21 protein-coding genes are annotated in these 24,178 nt (G+C 63.3%); 14 read left to right on the top strand and 7 right to left on the bottom strand.

Annotation, left to right across the window (positions count from 1 at the left end; translation table 11 throughout):
* The first annotated feature begins 323 nt into the window (after nt 1-323).
* The 8 genes from ACF8K2_RS07905 (at nt 324) to ACF8K2_RS07870 (ending at nt 10,270) form a co-directional block, all read left to right on the top strand.
* Nucleotides 324-2,549 carry an NADP-dependent isocitrate dehydrogenase gene (locus ACF8K2_RS07905; RefSeq protein WP_392464218.1) on the top strand — a complete coding sequence of 742 codons (2,226 nt, stop codon included), beginning with the start codon at nt 324-326 and terminating at the stop codon, nt 2,547-2,549.
* Between the two features lie 83 nt (nt 2,550-2,632).
* Nucleotides 2,633-3,073 carry an NUDIX hydrolase gene (locus ACF8K2_RS07900; RefSeq protein ID WP_186557248.1) on the top strand — a complete coding sequence of 147 codons (441 nt, stop codon included), beginning with the start codon at nt 2,633-2,635 and terminating at the stop codon, nt 3,071-3,073.
* A 56-nt stretch (nt 3,074-3,129) separates the two neighbouring features.
* Nucleotides 3,130-4,254 (top strand): tRNA 2-thiouridine(34) synthase MnmA, encoded by a 1,125-nt coding sequence (mnmA, locus tag ACF8K2_RS07895; protein ID WP_186557198.1) that lies wholly within the window; start codon nt 3,130-3,132, stop codon nt 4,252-4,254.
* Nucleotides 4,251-4,877 carry a high frequency lysogenization protein HflD gene (gene hflD, locus ACF8K2_RS07890; RefSeq protein ID WP_186557199.1) on the top strand — a complete coding sequence of 209 codons (627 nt, stop codon included), beginning with the start codon at nt 4,251-4,253 and terminating at the stop codon, nt 4,875-4,877. Before mnmA ends, hflD begins: the two co-directional genes overlap by 4 nt.
* A gap of 194 nt (nt 4,878-5,071) precedes the next feature.
* On the top strand, nt 5,072-6,442 hold the full coding sequence (purB, locus tag ACF8K2_RS07885; RefSeq protein ID WP_186557200.1) for an adenylosuccinate lyase: 1,371 nt from the start codon (nt 5,072-5,074) through the stop codon (nt 6,440-6,442).
* 81 nt (nt 6,443-6,523) lie between these two features.
* Complete coding sequence (locus tag ACF8K2_RS07880; protein WP_186557201.1) at nt 6,524-7,690, top strand: cupin domain-containing protein; 1,167 nt, start codon at nt 6,524-6,526, stop codon at nt 7,688-7,690.
* A complete protein-coding gene (locus tag ACF8K2_RS07875; RefSeq protein ID WP_186557202.1) occupies nt 7,683-8,117 on the top strand; it encodes a GNAT family N-acetyltransferase in 435 nt (144 codons plus the stop codon). Before ACF8K2_RS07880 ends, ACF8K2_RS07875 begins: the two co-directional genes overlap by 8 nt.
* 179 nt (nt 8,118-8,296) lie before the next feature.
* The gene (locus ACF8K2_RS07870; RefSeq protein WP_392464217.1) at nt 8,297-10,270 is read left to right on the top strand and encodes a DNA topoisomerase III; all 1,974 of its coding nucleotides are present in this window, start codon (nt 8,297-8,299) and stop codon (nt 10,268-10,270) included.
* 99 nt (nt 10,271-10,369) lie between these two features.
* On the opposite strand, the gene ACF8K2_RS07865 is transcribed toward ACF8K2_RS07870, so the two are convergent.
* From ACF8K2_RS07865 to ACF8K2_RS07855, 3 genes are all read right to left on the bottom strand, one after another.
* Nucleotides 10,370-11,467, bottom strand: a complete 1,098-nt coding sequence (locus tag ACF8K2_RS07865; protein WP_392464216.1) for an extracellular solute-binding protein — start codon at nt 11,465-11,467, stop codon at nt 10,370-10,372.
* Nucleotides 11,467-12,576, bottom strand: a complete 1,110-nt coding sequence (gene aguA, locus ACF8K2_RS07860) for an agmatine deiminase (RefSeq protein ID WP_392464215.1) — start codon at nt 12,574-12,576, stop codon at nt 11,467-11,469. The genes ACF8K2_RS07865 and aguA overlap by 1 nt, the downstream gene beginning before the upstream one ends.
* 96 nt (nt 12,577-12,672) lie before the next feature.
* Nucleotides 12,673-13,560, bottom strand: coding sequence for a LysR substrate-binding domain-containing protein (locus ACF8K2_RS07855; protein WP_186557206.1), 888 nt, complete (start codon nt 13,558-13,560; stop codon nt 12,673-12,675).
* A gap of 199 nt (nt 13,561-13,759) precedes the next feature.
* Between ACF8K2_RS07855 and ACF8K2_RS07850 the strand changes: the two genes are divergently transcribed.
* The 4 genes from ACF8K2_RS07850 to ACF8K2_RS07835 all read left to right on the top strand — a co-directional run bounded on the left by ACF8K2_RS07850 (nt 13,760) and on the right by ACF8K2_RS07835 (nt 17,937).
* Nucleotides 13,760-15,049 (top strand): NAD(P)/FAD-dependent oxidoreductase, encoded by a 1,290-nt coding sequence (locus ACF8K2_RS07850; RefSeq protein ID WP_392464214.1) that lies wholly within the window; start codon nt 13,760-13,762, stop codon nt 15,047-15,049.
* A 14-nt stretch (nt 15,050-15,063) separates the two neighbouring features.
* Nucleotides 15,064-15,621, top strand: coding sequence for a helix-turn-helix domain-containing protein (locus ACF8K2_RS07845; protein ID WP_392464213.1), 558 nt, complete (start codon nt 15,064-15,066; stop codon nt 15,619-15,621).
* A gap of 9 nt (nt 15,622-15,630) precedes the next feature.
* The gene (locus ACF8K2_RS07840; RefSeq protein ID WP_392464211.1) at nt 15,631-16,983 is read left to right on the top strand and encodes a glutamine synthetase family protein; all 1,353 of its coding nucleotides are present in this window, start codon (nt 15,631-15,633) and stop codon (nt 16,981-16,983) included.
* Nucleotides 16,984-17,157: 174 nt separating this feature from the next.
* Nucleotides 17,158-17,937 (top strand): TSUP family transporter, encoded by a 780-nt coding sequence (locus ACF8K2_RS07835; RefSeq protein WP_186557210.1) that lies wholly within the window; start codon nt 17,158-17,160, stop codon nt 17,935-17,937.
* Here ACF8K2_RS07835 and nudC read toward each other — a convergent pair.
* Nucleotides 17,905-18,735 carry an NAD(+) diphosphatase gene (gene nudC, locus ACF8K2_RS07830; RefSeq protein WP_186557211.1) on the bottom strand — a complete coding sequence of 277 codons (831 nt, stop codon included), beginning with the start codon at nt 18,733-18,735 and terminating at the stop codon, nt 17,905-17,907. The genes ACF8K2_RS07835 and nudC overlap by 33 nt on opposite strands.
* 33 nt (nt 18,736-18,768) lie before the next feature.
* On the bottom strand, nt 18,769-19,581 hold the full coding sequence (locus ACF8K2_RS07825) for a crotonase/enoyl-CoA hydratase family protein (RefSeq protein WP_392464209.1): 813 nt from the start codon (nt 19,579-19,581) through the stop codon (nt 18,769-18,771).
* A 149-nt stretch (nt 19,582-19,730) separates the two neighbouring features.
* Between ACF8K2_RS07825 and nhaB the strand changes: the two genes are divergently transcribed.
* Nucleotides 19,731-21,233, top strand: a complete 1,503-nt coding sequence (nhaB, locus tag ACF8K2_RS07820) for a sodium/proton antiporter NhaB (protein ID WP_392464208.1) — start codon at nt 19,731-19,733, stop codon at nt 21,231-21,233.
* Nucleotides 21,234-21,367: 134 nt separating this feature from the next.
* Here the strand turns inward: nhaB and ACF8K2_RS07815 are convergent, their stop codons facing one another.
* Nucleotides 21,368-21,760 (bottom strand): GFA family protein, encoded by a 393-nt coding sequence (locus tag ACF8K2_RS07815; protein WP_186557214.1) that lies wholly within the window; start codon nt 21,758-21,760, stop codon nt 21,368-21,370.
* Between the two features lie 150 nt (nt 21,761-21,910).
* On the opposite strand from ACF8K2_RS07815, the gene ACF8K2_RS07810 reads away from it, so the two are divergent.
* Nucleotides 21,911-23,476 (top strand): hypothetical protein, encoded by a 1,566-nt coding sequence (locus tag ACF8K2_RS07810; RefSeq protein ID WP_392464207.1) that lies wholly within the window; start codon nt 21,911-21,913, stop codon nt 23,474-23,476.
* 15 nt (nt 23,477-23,491) lie between these two features.
* Here ACF8K2_RS07810 and ACF8K2_RS07805 read toward each other — a convergent pair whose 3' ends face one another.
* Entirely contained in the window at nt 23,492-24,133 is a 642-nt protein-coding gene (locus ACF8K2_RS07805; RefSeq protein ID WP_186557216.1) for a LysE family translocator, read from the bottom strand.
* Nucleotides 24,134-24,178 lie beyond the last annotated feature (45 nt).

Genomic DNA, 24,178 nt, shown 5'->3' with positions numbered 1-24,178 from the left:
CACGCCACATTGCTCCTACGTCTTTGGTCTTATAAATGCGTTGATACCACTTAGCCTTGCTGATTAGCCCAAAGGGTTTGATATACTCCGGCCCTGACCGCAGGGTCATCGGGGCGAACCCTTGGAAAATGCGGCTCGCCCTCGGCCAAGAATGGCCAAAAGCCTGGGTTGTTACCGCAGCCCAGCACTTGACGCTCGACTGATGCATCCACCATCACCGCTCGCAGCCTCTCGACTTTCCGCTCATGGCGTCGCCTGAGCGAAGCGCCTACCCTGCGCACCTCGAGACTCGAGTACGCTCAGCACATAGAGAGTTAACCCGCATGCCCACCCGTTCCAAGATCATCTATACCTTCACCGACGAAGCCCCCGCCCTCGCCACCTATTCGCTGCTGCCGATCGTCGAAGCCTTCACCGCTTCGGCTGACATTGCCGTCGAAACTCGCGACATCTCCCTGGCTGGCCGTATCCTTGCGGCATTCCCGGAGCAACTCGGCGCAGACAAGCAGGTAGGCGATCATCTGGCGGAACTGGGCCAGCTGGCTACCACCCCTGAAGCCAACATCATCAAGCTGCCGAACATCTCGGCCTCGGTCCCCCAACTGAAAGCGGCGATCAAAGAGCTGCAAGGCAAGGGCTACAACATCCCTGACTACGCCGACGAGCCAGCCAGTGCCGAAGAGAAAGAATCTCGCGCACGCTACGACCGCATCAAGGGCAGCGCCGTCAACCCGGTACTGCGCGAAGGCAACTCCGACCGCCGCGCACCACTGTCGGTCAAGAACTACGCACGCAAGCACCCGCACAAAATGGGCGCCTGGGCTGCCGACTCCAAGTCGCACGTAGCGCACATGAACAACGGCGACTTCTACGGCAGCGAAAAAGCCGCCCTGATCGAGGCTGACGACAGCCTGCGCATCGAGCTGGTCGACAAGAACGGTGCCATCACCGTCCTGAAGGAAAAAACCGCCGTCAAGGCCGCTGAAGTCATCGACTGCGCGACCATGAGCCGCAAAGCCCTGAAAGCCTTCATCGCCGAGCAGATCGCCGATGCCAAAGCTTCCGGCGTACTGCTGTCGGTACACCTGAAAGCCACCATGATGAAAGTCTCCGACCCAATCATGTTCGGCGTCATCGTCGAAGAGTTCTACGGCGAAGTACTGGCCAAGCACGCCTCGGCCCTGGCCGACGTCGGCTTCAACGCCAACAACGGCATTGGCGACCTGTACGCCCGCATCAAGGACCTGCCCGCTGAGCAGCAGGCCCAGATCGAAGCAGACATCCAGGCCCTGTACGCCGTTCGTCCGGCCCTGGCCATGGTCAACTCCGACAAAGGCATCACCAACCTGCACGTGCCAAGCGACGTCATCGTCGACGCCTCGATGCCAGCGATGATCCGTGACTCGGGCAAGATGTGGAACACCGCCGGCGAACTGCAAGACGCCAAGGCGATCATCCCTGACCGCTGCTACGCAGGCATCTACCAAGCCGCCATCGAAGACTGCAAAGTCAACGGCGCCTTCGACCCAACCACCATGGGCAGCGTACCGAACGTTGGCCTGATGGCGCAGAAAGCCGAAGAATACGGCTCCCACGACAAGACCTTCCAGGTCAAGGCCGACGGTGTCGTACGCGTCGTCGATGGCAAGGGCAAGGTCGTCCTGGAGCAGAACGTCGAAGCTGGCGACATCTTCCGTATGTGCCAGACCAAAGACGCGCCGATCCAAGACTGGGTCAAGCTGGCCGTCAACCGTGCCCGCCTGAGCAACACCCCAGCCGTGTTCTGGCTCGACCCAGCTCGCGCCCACGACGGCGTGATGATCGAGAAGGTCCAGCGTTACCTGAAAGACCACGACACCACCGGCCTGGACATCCGTGTCCTGGCACCCGTCGAGGCGATCAAGTTCTCCCTGGCACGCATCCGCGAAGGCAAGGACACCATCTCGGTGACCGGCAACGTCCTGCGTGACTACCTGACCGACCTGTTCCCGATCATGGAGCTGGGCACCAGCGCCAAGATGCTGTCGATCGTCCCGCTGATGAACGGCGGTGGCCTGTTCGAGACCGGCGCCGGTGGTTCGGCTCCGAAACACGTCCAGCAGCTGGTCGAAGAGAACTTCCTGCGTTGGGATTCGCTGGGTGAATTCCTGGCCCTGGCCGCCTCCCTGGAGCACCTGGGTGACACCTACGCCAACCCGCGCGCCAAAGTCCTGGCCAACACCCTGGACCAGGCTACCGGCAAGTTCCTCGACACCAACAAGTCGCCATCGCGCAAAGTCGGCGGTATCGACAACCGCGGCAGCCACTTCTACCTGACCCTGTACTGGGCACAAGCGCTGGCTGAGCAGTCGGACGACGCCGCACTGCAAGCGCGCTTCGCCCCACTGGCCAAGACCCTGGCCGAGAACGAAGCGACCATCGTCGCCGAGCTCAACGCCGTTCAGGGCAAGCCAGCCGACATCGGTGGCTACTACGCCCCGGATGCCGAGCTGACTGCCAAGGTGATGCGTCCAAGCCAGACCCTGAACAGCGCCATCGCCGCCCTGTAAGGTTCGCTTGAAGTAACAACACAAACCCCGGCCACGCACCGGGGTTTGTGCTTTCTAAGAACCTACAGGGACTAAAGATGCACATGACCTGGCAACCGCACATCACCGTCGCCACCATCGTCGAAGACCAGGGCAAATTCCTCTTCGTCGAAGAATTCAAAGCCGGCCAGCACGTCTTCAACCAGCCCGCTGGCCATCTGGAAGCCAACGAAACCCTGGCCCAGGCTGCCCTGCGCGAGACACTGGAAGAAACCGCCTGGGACGTCGAACTGACCGGCGTGGTCGGCATCTACCTGTATACCGCCCCCAGTAACGGCGTGACCTACCAGCGCATCTGCTTTGCCGCGCGCCCCGTGCGCCATCACCCAGCGCTTGCCCTGGACAGCGATATCGTCCGCGCCGTATGGATGACCCGCGAGCAACTGCTGGCCGAGCCCTCGCGCTGGCGCAGCGAACTGGTGCCACGCTGCCTCGACGACTACCTGGCAGGCCCGCTGCACAGCCTTAGCCTGCTGCGCGACTGACGCGCGCGAGCTGGCCTGATAGAATCGACCTTTTTCCCTGATACACATCGGTAGCCATGACCAGCCCAGCACTCAAAGACCCCGCCAAGACCCGCGTCATCGTCGGCATGTCCGGCGGCGTGGACTCTTCCGTCTCCGCCCTTTTGCTCATCGAGCAGGGCTACCAGGTGGAAGGTCTGTTCATGAAGAACTGGGAAGAGGACGACGGCACCGAATACTGCACCGCCCGCGAAGACCTGGCCGACGCCCAGGCCGTGTGCGACCGCATCGGCATCAAGCTGCACACCGCCAACTTTGCAGCCGAATACTGGGACCACGTGTTCGAGCACTTCCTTGAAGAGTACAAGGCAGGCCGCACACCGAACCCGGACATCCTCTGCAACCGCGAAATCAAGTTCAAGGCGTTCCTCGACTACGCCCTGTCGCTGGGCGCCGACCTGATCGCCACCGGCCATTACGTGCGCCGTCGCGACACTGGCGAGCTCACCGAGTTGCTCAAGGGCCTGGACCCGAACAAGGACCAGAGCTACTTCCTGCACGCCGTTGGCGGCAAGGAAATCGCCCGCACCCTGTTCCCGGTTGGCGAGCTGGAAAAACCCGAAGTACGCGCCATTGCCGAGAAGCATGGCCTGGCCACCGCCAAGAAGAAGGACTCCACCGGGATCTGCTTCATTGGCGAGCGACGTTTCAGCGACTTCCTCAAGCAGTACCTGCCGGCCCAGCCGGGCGACATCGAAACCACCGAAGGTGAAGTGATCGGCCGCCACCATGGCCTGATGTACCACACCATCGGCCAACGCCAGGGCCTGGGTATTGGCGGCCTGAAGGATGCCGGTGACGATCCGTGGTACGTGCTGGTCAAGGACCTTGAGCGCAACGTGCTGGTAGTCGGCCAGGGCAACGAACACCCGTGGCTGTTCTCCCGCGCCCTGCTCGCCTCGCAGATTTACTGGGTCAACCCGATCGACCTGGCTGCGCCGCGCCGCCTGACGGCCAAGGTCCGCTATCGCCAGGGCGATCAGGCTTGCACCCTGGAGCGCACGGAAAACGGCTACCGCGCCGTGTTCGACGAACCACAGCGCGCCGTCACTCCGGGCCAATCGGTGGTGTTCTATGACGGCGAGGTGTGCCTGGGCGGCGGCGTGATCGAAACCGCCGAGCCTTGGAGCCCTCGTCCATGAGCAACCTCCAGGAGCAACTGATTGCCCTTGGCGGCGTGTTCCAGGCGGCGGTGCTGGTCGACCGGATCGCACGCACCGGCCAGGCCACCGAGGCCAACATCGGCTGCATGCTGAACAGCCTGCTGGTACGTGACCCCAAGGACACCCTGGAAGTGTTCGGCGGCGATGACCTCAACCTGCGCGATGGTTATCGTGCGCTGGTCGGCGCCCTGGAGCGCGACCCCAGCAGCCTGCAGCGCGAGCCGCTGCGCTATGCCCTGTCGATGCTTGGCCTGGAGCGGCAGCTGGCCAAGCGCGACGACCTGCTGGAGACCATCGGCAACCGCTTGCCGCAGATCCAGTCGCAGGCCGACCATTTCGGCCTGGTTCATGAAAACGTCATCGCTTCCAGTGGAGCCTTGTACCAGGACACCCTGAGCACCTTGCGCCAGCGTATCCAGGTACATGGCGACATGCGCTTCTTGCAGCAGGCCAGCAACGCCTCGAAGATCCGCGCGTTGCTGCTCGCCGGTATCCGCGCCGCACGCCTGTGGCGCCAGCTGGGCGGGCACCGCTGGCAGCTGGTGTTCAGCCGGCGCAAGCTGCTCAACGAGCTGTACGCGATGATGCGTCCCAACGACTGAAGTGAACCGTGGGAGCGGGCTTGCCCCGCGATAGCGATGCCGAATGCACCACCGCCAGCGCGGGGCCAGGCCGCTCCCACGCCAGGTACCACACGCTTCGAAATGGCCCGACCTTTGGTCAGCCACCCGACCCGGACGCATTTTTCATGTATGATATGCGCCCTTCCAAAAGCCTGACTGTCCGAGAACACCCCATGCAGCTTTCCTCGCTCACTGCGGTTTCCCCTGTAGACGGCCGCTACGCCGGCAAAACCCAGGCCTTGCGCCCCATTTTCAGCGAATACGGCCTGATCCGTTTCCGCGCCCTGGTCGAGGTGCGCTGGCTGCAGCGTCTGGCCGCTCACCCGCAGATCGGTGAAGTGCCGGCGTTCTCCGCCGAGGCCAACGCCGTGCTCGATACCCTGGCTAGCGACTTCAAGCTGGAACACGCCGAGCGCGTCAAGGAAATCGAGCGCACCACCAACCACGACGTCAAGGCGATCGAGTACCTGCTCAAGGAGCAGGCTGCGCAACTGCCTGAACTGGCCAAGGTCAGCGAGTTCATCCACTTCGCCTGCACCAGCGAGGACATCAACAACCTGTCCCACGCCCTGATGCTGCGCGCAGGCCGTGACGACGTACTGCTGCCGCTGATGCGCCAGATCGCCGAGTCGATCCGCGCCCTCGCCCACCAGTACGCCGACGTGCCAATGCTGTCGCGCACCCACGGTCAGCCGGCTTCGCCGACCACCCTGGGCAAAGAGCTGGCCAACGTCGTCTACCGCCTGGAGCGTCAAATCGCCCAGGTTGCCGCCGTGCCGCTGCTGGGCAAGATCAACGGCGCCGTGGGCAACTACAACGCCCACCTGTCGGCCTACTCGCAGATCGACTGGGAAGAAAATGCCCGCGCCTTCATCGAAGACGAACTGGGCCTGCAGTTCAACCCGTACACCACCCAGATCGAGCCGCACGACTACATCGCCGAGCTGTTCGATGCGATCGCGCGTTTCAATACCATCCTGATCGACTTCGACCGTGACGTCTGGGGCTACATCTCCCTGGGTTACTTCAAGCAGAAGACCGTCGCTGGCGAAATCGGCTCCTCGACCATGCCGCACAAGGTCAACCCGATCGACTTCGAAAACTCCGAAGGCAACCTGGGCATCGCCAACGCACTGTTCCAGCACCTGGCCAGCAAGCTGCCGATCTCGCGCTGGCAGCGCGACCTGACCGACTCCACCGTGCTGCGCAACCTGGGCGTCGGCTTTGCCCACAGCGTGATTGCCTACGAAGCCAGCCTCAAAGGCATCGGCAAGCTGGAAATCAACACCCAGCGCATCGCCGCCGACCTGGACGCCTGCTGGGAAGTCCTGGCCGAGCCGATCCAGACTGTCATGCGCCGCTTCAACATCGAAAACCCCTACGAGAAGCTCAAGGAGCTGACCCGTGGCAAGGGCATCACCCCTGAAGCGCTGCTGACCTTCATCGACGGCCTGGATATGCCAGCCGAAGCCAAGGCTGAGCTCAAGCTGCTGACCCCGGCGACCTACATCGGTAACGCCGTGGCCCAGGCCAAACGCATCTAAGTCTGTGCCCGCGTGCAACGCCCGGCCTGGCCGGGCGTTTTTATTCCCGGACGAAAATTACGTTTTTTCAATAGGTTGAACATGAATCCTGATACTCCACTGCAGCTGCTTGGCGGTTTGACTGCTCGTGAATTCCTGCGCGACTACTGGCAGAAGAAGCCCCTGCTGGTGCGCCAGGCCTTTCCTGATTTCGAAAGCCCGATCGACCCCGACGAGCTGGCCGGCCTGGCCCTGGAAGAGGAAGTCGAGTCGCGCCTGGTGCTCGAGCACGGCGAGCGTCCGTGGGAGCTGCGCCGCGGCCCGTTCGCCGAAGACGCCTTCTCCGAGCTGCCAGAGCGTGACTGGACCCTGCTGGTACAAGCTGTGGACCAGTTCGTCCCGGAAGTGGCCGAGCTGCTGGAAAACTTCCGCTTCCTGCCAAGCTGGCGTATCGACGATGTGATGATCAGCTACGCCGCCCCTGGTGGCAGCGTCGGCCCGCACTTCGATAACTACGATGTGTTCCTGCTGCAAGGCCACGGCAACCGCAACTGGAAGATCGGCCAGATGTGCGACAGCGACAGCCCGCTGATCGAGCACGCCGACCTGCGCATTCTCGCCGACTTCGAGCAGACCGACGAGTGGAGCCTGGAGCCGGGCGACATGCTTTACCTGCCACCACGCCTGGCCCACTACGGCGTCGCCGAAGACGACTGCCTGACCTACTCGGTCGGCTTCCGTGCGCCGAGCGCCGCTGAAGTGCTGACCCACTTCACCGACTTCCTCAGCCAGTTCCTGCCGGACGAAGAGCGCTACAGCGACGCCGACGCCCAGCCGGTCAGCGACCCGCACCAGATCCAGCACGACGCCCTCGACCGCCTCAAGGCCCTGCTCGCCGAGCACATGGGCGACGAGCGCCTGCTGCTGACCTGGTTCGGCCAGTTCATGACCGAGCCGCGTTACCCCGAGCAGGTTGCTGGCGAGGAGCTCAGCGAAGAAGAGCTGATCGACAGCCTGGAGCAAGGCGCGATCCTGGTGCGCAACCCAAGCGCGCGCTTGGCCTGGTCGGAAGTCGACGACAACCTGCTGCTGTTCGCCAGCGGCCAGAGCCGTCTGGTCTCGGGCCATCTGCGCGAACTGCTGAAGCTGATCTGCGCGGCCGACGCACTGCACATCGAAAACCTTGTAGAGTGGCTCAAAGACGAAGAAGGCCGCACGTTGGTCTGCCAGCTGGTCAAACAAGGGAGTGTGGGATTCGCCAATGAATAAAATCAGCGTTCGCCTCGCCGACTGGCATAAAGACAACGCCGATATCCGCCGCATCCGCGAAGCGGTGTTTGTCGCCGAACAGCACATTCCACCTGAGCTGGAGTTCGATGCCGAAGACCAGGAAGCCGTGCACTTCCTGGCCCTGGAAGGCGACTACCCGATCGGCACCGCCCGTTTGCTCGCCGATGGCACCATCGGCCGCATCTCGGTGCTCAAGGACTGGCGTGGCCTGAAGGTAGGCGACGCGCTGGTCCAGGCAGTGATCGCCGAAGCGCAGCACCGCGACCTCAAGCAGCAGACCTTGAGTGCCCAGGTGCATGCCACGCCATTCTACGAGCGGCTGGGCTTTCGCGTGGTCAGCGAGGAATTCCTCGAGGCCGGTATCCCGCACGTAGATATGGTCCGCGACTCCCACGAGATCGCCTGATCTGATCCTCGTGAGGCAATCCTGCTCCTGGATGGGAGCGGGCTTGCCCCGCGATCAGGGTCGACAGCCAATTAGCTGCGCGACACAAAAAGCTGTACATCCATACAGATATAGCTTGCTTCCCCCCTTCTCTTTGCGCATCCTAACGCCCATCGTTTGCCCACGAAGCGTTGCCGGCCATGCGCCTCTTTCTCTGCGAAAAGCCTTCCCAGGCCAAAGACATCGCCCAAGTCCTCGGCGCCAACCGCCGCGGCGATGGCTGCTGGCAAGGCCCTGACCTGTGCGTCACCTGGTGCATCGGCCACCTGCTTGAAACCGCCCCACCCGACAATTACGACGACCGCTACAAGCGCTGGAACCTCGCTGACCTGCCGATCATCCCGGATAAGTGGAAGATGCTGGTCAAGCCCAAGACTGCCAGCCAATACAAGGCCGTCAAACGCCTGCTCGGCCAAGCCCGTGAGCTGGTGATCGCCACCGACGCCGACCGTGAAGGCGAGATGATCGCCCGCGAGCTGGTCGAGCACTGCCGCTACCGCGGACCGATCCAGCGACTGTGGCTGTCGGCGCTGGATGACGCTTCTATTCGCAAGGCCCTGGCACACCTGCTACCCGGCAATGAAACCTTCAGCCTGTACCATTCAGCGCTGGGCCGTTCGCGTGCCGACTGGTTGATCGGCATGAACATGAGCCGGCTGTTCACCCTGCTCGGCCAGCAGTCTGGCTACCAAGGGGTGTTGCCAGTGGGCCGGGTACAAACGCCGACGCTGCGCCTGGTGGTCGACCGTGATCGCAGCATCGCTGACTTCGTACCCGTGCCGTTCTGGGCCATCGACGTCCAGTTGGAACACGCCGGCAGCGTATTCAACGCCCAATGGCGCGCACCTGAAGATGCCTGTGACGATCAGGGTCGCTGCCTCAACCAGGGCTTGGCCCAGCAAGCCGCCGCCCAGATCAACGCTGCCGCCAATGCCAGGGTGAGCAAGGTGACCACCGAGCGCGTGCGCGAGGTAGCACCGCTGCCGTTCGACCTGGGCACCCTGCAGGAGGTGTGCTCGAAAAAGCTCGGCCTGGGCGCCCAGGAAACCCTCGACATTGCCCAGGCCCTGTACGAAACCCACAAACTGATCACCTACCCACGCAGCGACTGCGGCTACCTGCCGCTAAGCCAACACGCCGAGGCCCCGGCGATTCTCGCCGTCCTGCAACGCGCCGACGCCAGCCTTGCGCCACTGCACGCGCATCTGCAACCGCAGCGCCGCTCCCGGGCCTGGAACGACGCAAAGGTCAGCGCGCACCACGGCATCATTCCCACCGCCGCAGCCAGCGATCCCACGCGACTGCCGCCCAAGCACAAGGCGGTCTACACCCTGGTGCGGGCACGCTATCTGGCGCAGTTCCTGGCCAATCACGAGTATGACCGCACCCAGGCCGAATTCGATTGCGCCGGCCACGCCTTGCGCGCGGTGGGCAAGCAGATCGTCGAGGCGGGTTGGCGCCGCGCCCTGCCCGAAGCGCTGACCCCAGCCAAAGGCCGTGAAGCGCCACCTGCGCAGGTACTACCCGCGCTACGCGAAGGCCAGGACTGCGCCGTGCATGGCCTGCAACTCAAGGACCTGTGGACCCAGCCGCCCAAGCCCTTCACCGAAGGCGATCTGATCAAGGCCATGAAGAACGTCGCCAAGCTGGTCGACGATCCCAAGCTCAAGCAAAAGCTCAAGGACACCACCGGCATCGGCACCGAAGCGACTCGCGCCAGCATCATTCAAGGCCTGCTCGATCGTGGTTACCTGGTGAAAAATGGCAAGGCGCTGGCGGCTACCCCGGCGGCGTTCAGCCTGATCGATGCCGTACCCCGGGCGATTGCCGACCCTGGCACCACGGCGATCTGGGAGCAGGCGCTGGACATGGTGCAAAGTGGCGAGATGAGCCTGGAAGAGTTCGTCGCCCGGCAGTCGGCATGGATGGGCAAACTGGTCGAGCGCTGCCGAGGCATGCGCATGACCATCAGTGGGCCGCTGGTACCGGCAGGTGGCAAAGGTGCGCCCTGGAAGAAAAAGCGCCGCAGTGGCGGCAAGGCCAAGGCCGCTGGAGCGACCAAGGCTGCGAGTGGCAAGCCAAGGCAAAGTCGGGGTAAGACAACAACTGCCTAGGCTTTATCGACCCTATCGCGGGGCAAGCCCGCTCCCACGCCAATTGCATGTGTATAGGGGGGCTTGCCCAGCGGTAGGGCCTGTATTGACTGCAAGGTTTCAGGTTCCACTTTTCAGCCGGCTGAAGGCTCTTGTCAGCTCGCGATTGAACTGCTTGCCATTGTCATTCTTGCTATACAACCGCGCCCGCACCTCTGCTGGCGGGTACGTTCCGGGCGCATTGCGAATCTGCGCATCCACCAGGCCATCAGCGGCGGTTATCGCATTGGCATAGTGGATGGTGTCGGTAATCGGCGCGATCACCTCAGGGCGCATCAAGTAGTCCATCAACGCCCAGGCGGCCTGTGGATGCGGTGCATCCTTGGGCACCACCAGGGCATCGAGCCAGATCAACGTGCCCTCCTGCGGAATCCGGTAATCCAGGCTGAACGGCTTGCCCGCCTGCTGCGCCTGGCCTTGGGCAATCGCCACATTGCCGTTCCACGACATCGCCACACAGGTTTCGCCATTGGCCAGGTCATTGATGTTGCGATCATTGTCGAAGTAGCGGATGTAGGGCCGTATCTTGCGCAGCTGCGCCTCAGCCAGCTTGAGGTCTTCCAGGCGCTGCTGATTGATGTCCAACCCCAGGTAGCGCATTACCGCGGCAAACACCTCATTGGGATCATTCAGCAGGCTGACCCCGCAATCGGCGAATTTCGCCACCACCTGCGGATCGAACAACATCGCCCAGCTATCGCGCGGCGCATCGGCCAGCCGCGCCTGCACCGCCTGCTGCTGAAAGCCCACCCCGGTAGTGCCCCAGGCGTAAGTCCCGGCGTAGCGGTTGCCAGGGTCGAACACAGCCATGTGCTGCCGGAACTCTTCACCGATACCCTGCAGGTGCGGCAGCTTGGCCTTGTCCAGCGGCTGCAAGGCGCCGCTGGCAATGGCTCGGCTCAGGTGCTGACCGGCGCTGAGCACCAGATCGTAGCCACTGCCACCGGTGAGTAGCTTGGTCTCGGCGGTTTCCAGAGAATCGAAATGATCGGCAACCACCCGGATGCCCGTGAGCTTCTCAAAGTTGGCCAGGGTGTCCGGGGCGAGGTATTCGCCCCAGATGTACAGGTTGACGGTCGGCTGTTGTGCGTCGGCGGCCTGGGCCGCCGCCCCTGCGCAGCCCAACGCCACGGCAAGGGCGAGGTTGCGCAGTTTCATCAGCGGCGTCCCCCAGCGTATTGCGGCATGGTGATGCAGGCCACGTTGCCGCCACCCAGCAGGATCTCGCGGGAATTTTCGATGCCGATGATGCGGTGCCCAGGGAACAATTCAGCCAACGTCGCCTGCGCCACGCTGTCATTGCGGTCGCCAAACAGCGGCACGACAATCGCCGAGTTACCCGCGTAATAGTTGATATACGAGGCGCAGATGCGCGTGCCCGCCTCGCGCAGGTGGGTGCCTTCGACCTGATCCAGGCCGGCAGCTTCTTCGGCAGTCCATTGCAGCACATCCGGCTGGGGCAACTTGTGAACTTTAAGCTCGCGGCCACGGCTGTCGCGGGTGCTACGCAGGATATCGTAGGCCTCCTGGTAGATTTCCCATTGCGGGTCGTCGCGGTTGTCGGTCCATTGCAGCACCACTTCACCAGGGCGCACGAAACAGGCCAGATCATCCACATGGCCGTCGGTTTCGTCGAACTTGCAGCCCCGTGGCAACCAGATCACCTGCTCGGCGCCCAGATAGTCCTGCAGCCTGCGGGTCACTTCGTCCTTGCCCAGATGGGCATTGCGGTTGCGGTTGAGCAGGCATTGTTCGGTGGTCAGCAGGCTGCCTTGGCCGTCGCTCTGGATCCCGCCAAGCTCGGCGATCAATGGGGCGCGATAGCGCTCCAGGTTCTCGATCTCAAGGACTTTGCGGGCGATCTGATCGTCCTTGTCCCACGGGTAGTACAGACCGCCATCGAGCCCACCATAAGCGTTGAACTCAAAGTCGACGCCGCGCACCTCGCCGCTGCTGTCGTTGACCACAAAACACGGCCCGCTGTCACGGAACCAAGTGTCATTGCAGGTCATTTCCACCACCCGCACCTGCTCGGGCAGTACCCGCCGGGCATTGGCGTACTGGGCAGCGGATGCGCAGACCGTCACCGGCTCACTGCTGGCGATCGCACTGACGATCTGCACCCAGACGTTTTGCGCAGGCTTTGCCCCGTTGCGCCAGACATCCGTGCGCTCCGGCCAGCCGAGCCAGCAGCCAGCCTTTGGCTCGAACTCTCCGGGCAGGCGGAAACCATCAACTTTGGGAGTGGTGGTAAGCGAACGTGCCATGGGTCAACCTCGTCGTCACTGGATGGGATGAGCAGACGCTACGCCGCCCAACGCCACGCTTCCAACGATGAAAACTCAGCGATAGGTGAATTCAATTCAGGGTTCGGCGATCTGTTCGATGAACCAATCGACGAAATCCGCCACTGCTGCGCGCTCCAGGCGCAGGCGTTCGCACACCAGGGCGTATTGCCCTTGGGCAGTGACGCTGGCACTGAACGGGCGCACCAGACGGCCACTTTGCAGATCAGCCTGGCAGGTCAGGTTGTCGCCCATCGCCACGCCCTGGCCCAGCACCGCCGCCTCAAGGGCCAACGCCGCGTGGGGAAAATACAGTTGGCGGGTGGGGAGCGCGTCATCGGCGTGAGTGGCCAGCCAGGTGGTCCAGGTCTTGCCGTCCTGGTCGTCGTGCAGCAGGCAGTGGCGTACCAGGTCGCGTGGGCGCTTGAGTCCGCCCTGGTTGAACAGTCCAGGGCTGCACACTGGAAAGAACTGCAACAACGGCAGCGGCCGGACGAAATGAGTACTGGCATCCAACGCACTGGTGCCGTAGGTGATGGCGATATCGACATCCAGCGCCGGGGCGCCAGCATCGATTGGCTGGTCGTGCAGGTGCAGGGTGATGTGCGGGTAGCGGCTGCTGAAGTCGGCCAAGCGGGCGACCAACCACTTCTGCGCCAGCTCCGCAGTCACCGCCACCCGCAGCACCGCCTGGGAGGCTGGGTCACGCAGCTCATCGCAGGCCTTGCCGATCAACTCGAAGGCCTGTTGCAGGTGATGCAGCAGGCGCTCGGCTTCCGCACTGGGGCGCACCTGGCGACCGACGCGCTCGAACAGTGCCACGCCCAACTGCTCTTCCAGTTGACGGATCTGGTGGCTGACGGCGCTGTCGGTGACGCACAGTTCGGTGGCGGCACGGCCGAAATGGCCGTGGCGGGCGGCGCATTCGAAGGTGCGCAGGGCAGTCAGCGAGGGTAGGCGGCGCATGGCGGTAATCGCTCTTGTTCGAGGGATGAAACTGGGCGTTCGAGGCGAAGCTTACCTGTTGGGTGGGTGTCTGTGCTGACCTCTTCGCGGCGGTTCGGCGCGAATAGGCCGGCGCATGCCTACAAACCTCACTGGCACAATGAAAATCCTCTGCTAAATTTTCATGAAATTAACAACAATAAATTTCATGAGGCTCGGCATGTTCAAGCAATCCGCACAGCACGTCGCCAGCTACTACGCCCAAACCTACCCCGCACCGATCCCGTTACGCCCTACCCTGCAAGGCCCGATTGATACCGAGGTACTGATCATCGGCGCCGGCTTCAGCGGCCTGCACACGGCCCTGCGCCTGGTCCTGGCCGGTAAGCGGGTAACTCTGCTGGAAGCCAGCCGGGCCGCCTGGGCAGCGTCCGGGCGCAATGGCGGCCAGGCGCTGCTGGGCTGGTCGTGCGATATGCCGCCGCTGGAAAAAGCCCTGGGCCTTGAGCGTACCCGCCGTTTATGGGACAGCATGTGCTGGGCTGCCCAGGAGCTGCGTGAACTGCCACAGCGCCATGGCTTCGATGTCGACTACCGGACCGGCAGCCTGTGGACTGCCGTGCTACCCCGCCGGGTCAACCAGCTTGCCCAGGCAAAACGCGAAGCCGAGGAAAAATGGGGCTACGACGCCCTGCGCCTGATCGGCCACGATGAACTACCCCAATGGATCGACAGCCCCCGCTACCAGGCCGCGCTGTATGACCCCAATGGCGCCCACCTCAACCCGCTGAAGCTGGCGCAAGGCCTGGCCAGTGCCATCGAAGCCGCTGGCGGGCAGATTTTCGAACAGAGCCAAGTCCACGACTACCAGCAAACCGCCAGCGGTTTCGTCGCCCGCAGCGATCACGGCGAGGTCCGCAGCCAGGTGCTGGTGCTGGCCTGTAACGCCTACATCGACCGCCTCGATCGGCCATTGGCACGCAGGCTGCTGCCGGTGGGCTCCTACCAGGTGACCACCGCACCACTGGAACCGGCCTTCGCCCAATCGCTGCTGCCGCGCAACAGCTGCGTGATCGACAACCAGTTCGTCCCCGACTACTTCCGCCTGACCCCAGACCATCGCCTGCTGTTCGGCGGCGGCTGCACCTATCTGGGTGGTATTCCCAAGGACATCGCCAGCGCCACTCGGCCCTACCTGGAGCGGGTCTTCCCTCAACTGACCGGGGTCGTGCTGGAGCATGCCTGGGGCGGGCATATCGACTGCAGCATCCAACGCACCCCAGACATCGGCCGCCAGGGCCAGCGCTACTGGCTACAGGGGTTTTCCGGCCATGGCGTGCTGCCGACCCTGGCCGGGGCGCGGGCGGTCAGCGATGCGATCCTCGGCGATGAGCAGTTGCTAAGCCTGTACCAGGGCATCGACAACGGCCGCTTCCCCGGCGGCGATTTGCTGGCCGCGCCACTGGAGGCGGCGGCCAAGGCCTGGTACCGGCTACACGACAACTTCTGATCGGAGCCACGGCAATGAACATGCAAGATGAAATCGAAGGCTTGGCGATCCTGGTCCGCGACCTGCGCAAGCACCGTGGGCTGACCCTGGATGAACTGGCCAATCAGATCAATCGCTCGGTAGGGTTCTTGTCCCAGGTCGAACGCGGCCGGTCGCGCCCGACCGTGGCTGACCTGACCGCCATCAGCGAAGCATTGAAGGTGCCCACTACCTATTTCTACAACGTCAGCAAACCGCGCGCGCTGGACTGGGTCACCCGCCCGGATGAGCGGCGCACGCTGTACTACGCCGGTGGCGTTACTGATGTGCTGGTGTCGCCCAAGCTCAACGGCGGCTTCTCGATGCTCGATAGCCACCTGGCACCGGGTGCCAGCAGTGGCGAGGGGCACCTGAACGACAGCTCCGAGCAAGGCGGCTTTGTTCTGCAAGGTGAGCTGACCCTCTGGCTCGATGGCCAGGATGAGCCCGTCACCCTCTACCCCAACGACAGCTTCCAGCTGCCGCCCAACCGTCATTTTCGCTATGCCAACCTGTCCACCCAGGCGACCCGCGTCCTCTGGGTCTTCCGTTGAGAGCACACCATGACCAGCATTCAAGGTTTTGCCGATTTGCTCAGTGAAGTACGCGCGTTTCGCAGCCAACACCCCGCCGTACGCTATGTCGACTTGATCAGCCTGGACATCCCCGGGCATTTCTACGGCAAGCGCTACCCCATCGACATGCTGGAAAAAGTCGCGGCGGGCAGCGCGCTGAAGTTGCCGCAAAACTGCGTACTGCTCGGCGTGCAAGGCGGATTGTTCGACATTGGCGACTACTGCTTCAACGACGGCGACCCGGACGCGCCACGCCGGCTGATCGCCGGCACCCTCAAGCCGGTTAGCTGGGAGCGTGAACCGCTGGGGCAGATGCTGATCAGCTCCGACGGCACCGCCGCCCCCATCGAGTTCGAGCCTCGGGAAGTGCTCGCCCGCGTGCTGCAACGCCTGCAGCGTCGCGGCATTCGCCCGGTGGTGGCGTTCGAGCTGGAGTTCTACCTGTTCGAGCGCACGCTCCAGGACGGTGTGCCGCAGTTCCCCCGCGACCCGCTCAGCGGCGACCTGGATGACCAGCCCAACATGCACATCGAACGGCTGTCGCGCTTCAGCGACGTGCTGCGCGAGATGGTCGAGACCGCCAACGCGCAAGGCGTGGACGCAAACGTGATCACCGCTGAGCTGGGCCCCGGCCAGTTCGAGATCAACTTCGGCCACTGCGACGACGGCCTGCGCGCCGCCGACTGGGCGGCGCTGTTCTGCCGCAGCACCCGCGGTGTGGCCCTCAAGCACGGCCTGCGCGCCAGTTTCATGAGCAAGCCCTACTTGCAGGCGCCGGGCAGCGGCATGCATGTGCATGTCAGCCTGTATGACCAGGCCGGCAACAACCTGTTGGCCGCTGACGAGCAACGGCCGTTACGCCATGCGGTGGCCGGTTGCCTGGCGCTGCTGCCGCATTGCATGCCGATCTTTGCCGCCAACCACAATGCGTTCAGGCGCTATGGCGCCATGGTCAATGCCGCCAGCCGCGCCAGCTGGGGGTTCGAAGACCGCGACGCGTGCATCCGCATTCCCGAGTCGGATCCGCGCAACCTGCGCATCGAGCACCGCTTGGCCGGGGCCGACGCCAATCCGTACCTGGTACTGGCGGCCATTCTAGCGGGCATGGAGCATGGCCTGGACGCGGCGCAGGAACCGATCGCGCCGCTCAATGAAGATCGTGGCAGCGGTATTGATTTTCCCAAGGATCTGCTGAGCGCCGTAGCCGCGATGCGCGATTACCCACCCGTGCTGGAAGGCCTGGGCGAGGAGTTCGTGATGGTCTACTGCGAGAACAAGCGTCAGGATCACCTGGCATTCATGCAGGAGGTCAGTGCCAGGGAGTACCGCTGGTTCCTGTGAAGATAGCTGGCAGTCTCACCGGCCCCTGTGACGATAGCTGGGTTTATCGCAGGGCCAACGTGGGAGCGGGCTTGCCCCGCGATGAGGTCAACACTGGCAACCCTTCACCCCGAGGGCTACCATGGCAGGCTTTAGCGCGGCCTTTTGCCGCGCCCTGCCGCAGCCCGAACCCTCATGCCTTTCGAACTCTCCGTAGAACCGCTCACCCTGTTGATCCTCGCCGCAGTCGCCTTCGTCGCCGGCTTCATCGATGCCATTGCCGGCGGTGGCGGCCTGCTGACCACACCAGCACTGCTCACCGCAGGCATGCCGCCGCACCTGGTGCTGGGCACCAACAAGCTCAGCTCGACCTTCGGCTCGGCCACCGCCGGCTTCACCTACTACCGGCGCAAACTGTTCCACCCGGCGCAGTGGCGCCCTGCCCTGTTCGCCACCCTGGTCGGGGCACTGCTGGGAGCGATCATCGCTCACTATCTGCCCGCCGAATGGCTGAACAAAATGCTCCCGGTGATCGTCTTCGCCTGCGGTATCTACCTATTGTTTGGCGGCACGCCGAAAGCACCGCTGGATGCCGATGCACCGATCAAGAAAACCTGGCAGGTGCCGCAGGGCTTCACCCTGGGCTTCTACGATGGCGTGGCAGGCCCTGGCACCGGGGCGTTCTGGACGGTCAGTACGCTGCTGCTGTACCCGATCGACCTGGTCCGCGCCAGCGGCGTGGCGCGCAGCATGAACTTCGTCAGCAACATCGCGGCGCTGACGGTGTTCATCGTGTCTGGGCAAGTGGACTACATCGTCGGCTTGGCCATGGGCCTGTCAGTGATGGTCGGCGCCTTCTTCGGTGCACGCACGGCGATCAGCGGTGGCAGCAAGTTCATCCGCCCGGTGTTCATCACCGTGGTGCTGGCGTTGACCGTGCGCCTAGCCTGGCAGCACTGGTTCGGGCAAGCCTAAGCGGCGCGCGACATACAGGTCGATCAGGTGCCGGGCGATGGAACGCCCGGCCGGCAGTGGCGGTAACGCATGGACGTTGAACCACTGCGCATCCTCGATCTCATCCGGCTGCATGACGATCTCGCCACCGGCGTACTCGGCATGAAAGCCCAACATCATCGAATGCGGGAATGGCCAACACTGGCTGCCCACGTACTGGATGTTCTTCACCTGCACCGCCACTTCCTCACGCACTTCGCGCACCAGGCAGTCCTCTGCCGACTCACCAGGTTCGGCGAAACCAGCCAGGGTGCTGTAGACCCCAGTGACAAAGCGCGGCGAGCGCGCCAGCAGAATCTCGTCACCGCGCGTCACCAGGACGATCATGCTCGGCGAGATCCGTGGGTAGCTGCGCAGATCGCAATGCTGGCAGTACATCGCCCGCTCCCAGTGGATCTGCGTCATCGCCTGGCCGCAGCTGCCGCAGAACCGGTGCTCACGCGCCCAGGTGCCGATCTGCGCGGCATAGCCCAGTAGCTTGTAGGTATCGAAATCGCCTTCGAGCATGAACTGGCGCAGGCCACGCCAGCCACAACCGGCCACTTCGCCAGCGCTGCGCAGTTCGAGCAAGAACACCGGCTCGCCGTCGAAGTGGCCGATGCCGTGCTCGCTGAGTACGTCCAGCGCTTGGCGCTTGAGCCACTGGCGAGGGAACAGCGCGCCGTTGTCATCCACCAGGAACCCGTCCGGGCCGCGGGCAACGGCCCAGCCCCCAGAGATCTGCGGGTCGAGTACTGCGGTAGTCCAGCGTGCTGACATGTTCGGCTTCCTTCAAGCGCGTCCCCCGCCCAATCAGTCGGCGAACGTCGGTTTCTGTTTGCTCATGTGCGCCGCCACGGCTACCCGCAAGTCTTCGGACTGCAGCATGGCGGCGTTCCAGGTGGCGATGTACTCCAGGCCATCGTCGATGCGATGGTCGCGCATGTAGCCGATCATCTCTTTGGTGCCGGCCACGGCAATGGGGGATTTTCCCGCAATTTCCCGGGCAATGGCAAAGACTCCGTCAAGCAGCGCCGCCTGATCAGGGTAGACCCGGTTGACCAGGCCGATCTGCCGCGCCTCTTCGGCCTCGACGTGACGACCGGTATAGGCCATTTCGCGCATCACGCCATCACCGATGATCCGCGGCAAGCGTTGCAAGGTGCCGACATCGGCGGCCATGCCCATGTCGATCTCCTTGATCGAGAACTGCGCATCGCTGCTGCAGTAGCGCATGTCACAGGCCGAGACCAGGTCGATCGCACCGCCCAGGCAATAGCCCTGGATCGCCGCCAAGACCGGCTTGCGGCAATTGTCGACGGCGGTGAACGAAGCCTGCATGCGCAGGATGGTCTGGCGCAGCAGGCGGGCATTGCGACCGACGTCCTTGCCCAGCTGGTTGGCCAGCGACGCCAGCATCATCAGGTCGATGCCCGAGGAGAAATGCTTGCCTGCGCCGCTGATGACCACGGCCCGCACCGCATCGGTGTCGTCGATCCACTTGAAGATAGCGATGATCTCTTCCCAGAACGCCGCATTCATTGCGTTGATCTTTTCCGGGCGATTGATCTGAACGTGGGCGATGTTGTCGGTCAGTTCGACCTTGAACGCGGTGTAGTCGGTCACGGGCGGCACTCCTGTGGGAAAAGGGTTCAGCGCCGGACTATAGCGCACCCCACAGGCCGCACTTGTGCCAAAAGCGGGACTGCACAGCTTGCGCGATGCGCCCGCTTGGGGCACTTTGCGCCACTGCAGAATCATAAGGATACAAATTCATGTCGCGCTCTCTGGCCGGCACTGTCGCCCACTCGTTCCTGGGCCAGTCGCCGCTTTGGTACAAGGCGGTCATCTGCCTGTTCCTGATCCTCAACCCACTGGTACTGCTGAGCGCTGGCCCAGTGGCCGCAGGCTGGCTGCTGGTGATCGAGTTCATCTTCACGTTGGGCATGGCCCTCAAGTGCTATCCGCTGATGCCTGGCGGTCTGCTGTTGATCGAAGCCTTGCTGATCAAGCTGACCACGCCCCAGGCGCTGTACGAAGAGCTGCTGCACAACTTCCCGGTGATCCTGCTGCTGATGTTCATGGTCGCGGGCATTCACTTCATGAAGGAGCTGTTGCTGTTCCTGTTCTCGCGAATCCTGCTGGGGGTGCGCTCCAAGGCGCTGCTGGCGCTGTTGTTCTGCGTGTTGTCGGCGTTTCTTTCGGCGTTTCTCGATGCCCTGACCGTGACGGCGGTGATCATCAGCGCGGCGGTGGGTTTCTATGCGGTTTATCACCGGGTGGCGTCTGGGGCCAACCCCCGGGAAGAGTCCGAGCTGGCCAGCGACCAGCAGGTCGCCCAGTTGCACCGTGAAGACCTCGATCAGTTCCGCGCCTTTCTGCGCAGCCTGTTGATGCATGGCGCGGTCGGCACGGCGCTGGGCGGGGTGTGCACCTTGGTCGGCGAGCCGCAGAACCTGCTGATCGGCCATGAGCTGGGTTGGCACTTCGCCGATTTCTTCCTCAAGGTGGCGCCGGTTTCCTTGCCAGTACTCGCCGCCGGTCTGGTGACCTGCGTGGCCCTGGAGAAGCTGCGCCTGTTTGGTTACGGCACCCTGATGCCCGAGCGCGTACGCCAGGTGCTGGCCGCCCACGCCGCCGAGGACGATGCCGCGCGCACCCCAGCGCAACGCCTGGCACTGCTGGTGCAGGGGGTTGCCGCGCTGATCCTGATTGTCTGCCTGGGTCTGCACATCGCCGAAGTCGGCTTGATTGGCCTGATGGTGATCGTGCTGATCACCGCGTTCACCGGCATTACCGACGAGCACCGCCTGGGCCGCGCGTTCCAGGACGCCATGCCGTTCACGGCGTTGCTGGTGGTGTTTTTCGCGGTGGTCGCAGTGATCCATCAGCAGCAGTTGTTCAGCCCGCTGATCGCCTCGGTGCTGGCCCTACCGGCCGAGCAGCAGCCAGGCATGTTGTACTTGGCCAACGGCCTGCTGTCGGCGATCAGCGACAACGTGTTCGTGGCGACCATCTACATCACCGAGGTCAAGCAAGCATTTGTCAACGGTGCGATGAGCCGCGAGCATTTCGAGACCTTGGCGGTGGCGATCAATACCGGCACCAACCTGCCCAGCGTGGCCACGCCCAATGGCCAGGCAGCGTTTCTGTTCCTGCTGACCTCGGCGATTGCCCCGCTGATTCGGCTGTCGTACGGACGGATGGTGTGGATGGCCTTGCCGTATACCGTAGTGATGGGTGGCCTGGGCTGGTGGGGGGTGACTTACTGGTTGTAAAGCCCAAGCCAATGGGTTGACTGTGCCGGCCTCATCGCGGGGCAAGCCCGCTCCCACGCCCATCTCCCACGAAGACCTGAGCGGCCTGCGTGGGAGCGGGCTTGACCCGCGATGAGGCCGGCACTGACACGCCATCAATCCTCGCCACGCCCTACCCCTTCACGGTCCTGCGGGTAATGCTTGGCCAGGGCAAACGCCGGCAACCAGCCCTCGCGGCGCACCGTCCAGCTTTCATAGGTAGGCTGCAGTTGATCAGGCGCATCCATCGCCCCAAGATTGACCTCGACTTCATCAGCACTGCGATTGAACACCGACGAACCACAACGCGGACAAAAATGCCGCCCCGCGTAATCGCGCGTCTCACCCGTGATCGTCACCGCCGCCTGAGCAAAGATCGCCGAGGCATGAAACAACGCCCCGTGAAACTTTCGACAATCCAGACAGTGGCACAGGCCAACCCGGTAGGGCCTCCCCGTTGCTTCAATCCGCACATCGCCGCACAGGCACCCTGCGCTGAATCGCTGCATGACGCACCTCCGTCATCTCTTCGATCAGCTTCAATAGTGGAACTCACAGCCCTCGATTGCCAGCCGCGATGCGGTTTCCTACCGTCGCCAACAGCTGATCGATTATCATCCGTAGCCGCTCTCCCCCCTCTCGTAACGGAACCCCGGATCATGGAACGATCGGTCGACGACCCGCTGCCTGAACCTCGCCGCCATTACATCGTGCGCCATTGGCGTGGCGAGCTGTCGCTGGCGACGTCGTTGTGGGTCAACGAAATGTTGCTGGGCGTGTTGTCGCTGCCCATTTTCTTGCTGCTGTATTGGCTGCTGGTGCGCTACCCACTCAGTCCAAAGGCGTTGGTTGCCGTGCTGATCCCGCTGCTGTGTATCACCCTGGCGGTGGCCATCTGGCAGGCGGTGGGGGTCAGGCGCTCGGCCAAGCGTCACAAGGCACAAGGCGGCAAGGTCTATTGGGTTACTCTGGTGCGCATGTTGGTGCTGGCAGTGCTGTTGGTGAGCGGGCGCGAACTGCTGCTGGGGTTCTACCCGGCACTCAAGTCGCTGGCGCAAATGGTCAGCAGCCCCGATTCGTTACCTGCCCACCGCATCAGCCTGCTCAGCGAGCACGAAGTGGAAATTGCCGGCGCTCTGTCACCCGGCAGCCTGAGCACATTCGAGCAGCTTCTCAGGGCCAATCCACAGCTGACCACAGTCCAGCTGGACAGCCCCGGCGGGCTGTTGGGCGAAGCCCGGGCGATTGCCCTGCGTATCAAGGAAAACGGCTTCACCACCTATACCAACGCTGAGTGTTCCAGTGCCTGTACCCTGCTGTTCCTGGCCGGCAAGCAGCGGCTGCTGGGTCATCAGGGGCGCCTGGGCTTCCACAGCCCAAACCTCTACGGCAGTGACACTGCGCCTCAGTTCATGCGCGCTATGTATCGCCAGGCCTTCGATGAGCATGGCGTATCGGCAGCGTTCAGCGACAAGATGCTCAGTACCCCTCCCAGCGCCATGTGGTATCCGCAAAGCGAGCAACTGCTGCACGAGCGGATCGTCACCGCGGTGGTCGATCCTGGGCGGTTCAGCGATGGCCGACTGCTGCGACTAAAGCAACCAGGCCAGCTCGATAGCTTCCTGCAAGGCAACTTCGTGTTCAGAACCCTTGCCCAAGCCGATCCCGAGCGCTACCAGGCGATCAAGACCGAGGCCGCCAAGGCACTGGATGAGGCCAGCAGCTTCGCTCAGTTCAGTGGGTTGACCGGGCGCGAGAGCTCGATCCTGGTCACTCAGGCGCTGGACATGGCACCTGCCGCGCCAACCCTGGCGTTCTGGCACGCCCAGGTGGCGCTGATGCAGGCCCTGCAAGAGCATGCGCCCGAGCAGTGCAAAAACTACATTCTTGGCACGCTACCGGCAGGCTTCAGCTACGCCGAAGCGGTACCAGCGACTGTCTTGCAACAAATCCAGGAGGCTCAGCGCGGCGTCATCGAGGCCGCAGCGCAAAACCCCAGCGACGCCACAGCGTCGCTGCTCAAAGCCAACCTCGATGCCCTGTTTATCCAGGCCCAGGCCAGCATGCCCGCAGCGCGCGAGCTGTTCGTCAAGCCGCGCCAGCACGCAGACCAGCCAGACGCCCTGTGCCGCGCGCATCTGTTGTTGTACCGCTTGGCCTTGGCCCTGCCCGACCAGCAGCAGGCTGCCTCGGCGGTAGCGCAGCTGCGCGCGTATCCGCGCTGAAGCCCAGCGCCGCGCTCAGGCCGTCTGCCGGCGCATCATCAAAATCGCCGCGCCGAAGCCAATGAAGGTGGTTCCTACCACCCGACTGACCCAGCGCGAAAACGCCGGCCGGGTCAGCACGCCCTTGGCCCGCGAGGCGAGCATTGCGTACAGCCCCAGCGACATCAGCGACAGCGCCATGAAGATCGAGGTAAGGATCAGAAACTGCGGCAGCAATGCAGCCCCCTGGTCAATGAACTGCGGGAACAGCGCGGTGAAGAACATGGTCGCCTTGGGGTTGGTCGCTGCCGTGAGAAACGCCGACTTATACAGTTTCATCCGCGTCGGTCTGTTGGCCTTGCTGCTGCCCGCGCCATCGTTCGCAAGCATCGAATTCTTCTTTAACAGCTGCTTTGCGCCCAGGTAGAACAGGTAAGCCGCCCCCAGAATCTTCACTGCGTTGAACAGTATTTCCGAGCTGGCAAGCAAGGCCCCCAAGCCGAGCATCGCCGCTGCCGACAAGCAGAACAGGCCACTGACGTTGCCCAGCGACGACCAGATGGCCGAGCGTGCGCCGTACTGGATGCTGTTGTTGATCGCCATCAATGAGGCAGGCCCAGGGCTGGCGATGGCAATCGCGGCAACCAGGGAATAAGCGAGGAGCAAGTGGATATCCATGTCTTGGAACTCAATAAAAGTGAAATGCTGTAGGGCGTGTTAGTC

Source organism: Pseudomonas sp. xss_2 (assembly GCF_043104195.1).
GTDB classification, from domain to species: Bacteria; Pseudomonadota; Gammaproteobacteria; order Pseudomonadales; family Pseudomonadaceae; genus Aquipseudomonas; species Aquipseudomonas urmiensis.
This window is presented reverse-complemented; position numbering and strand designations above follow the sequence as displayed.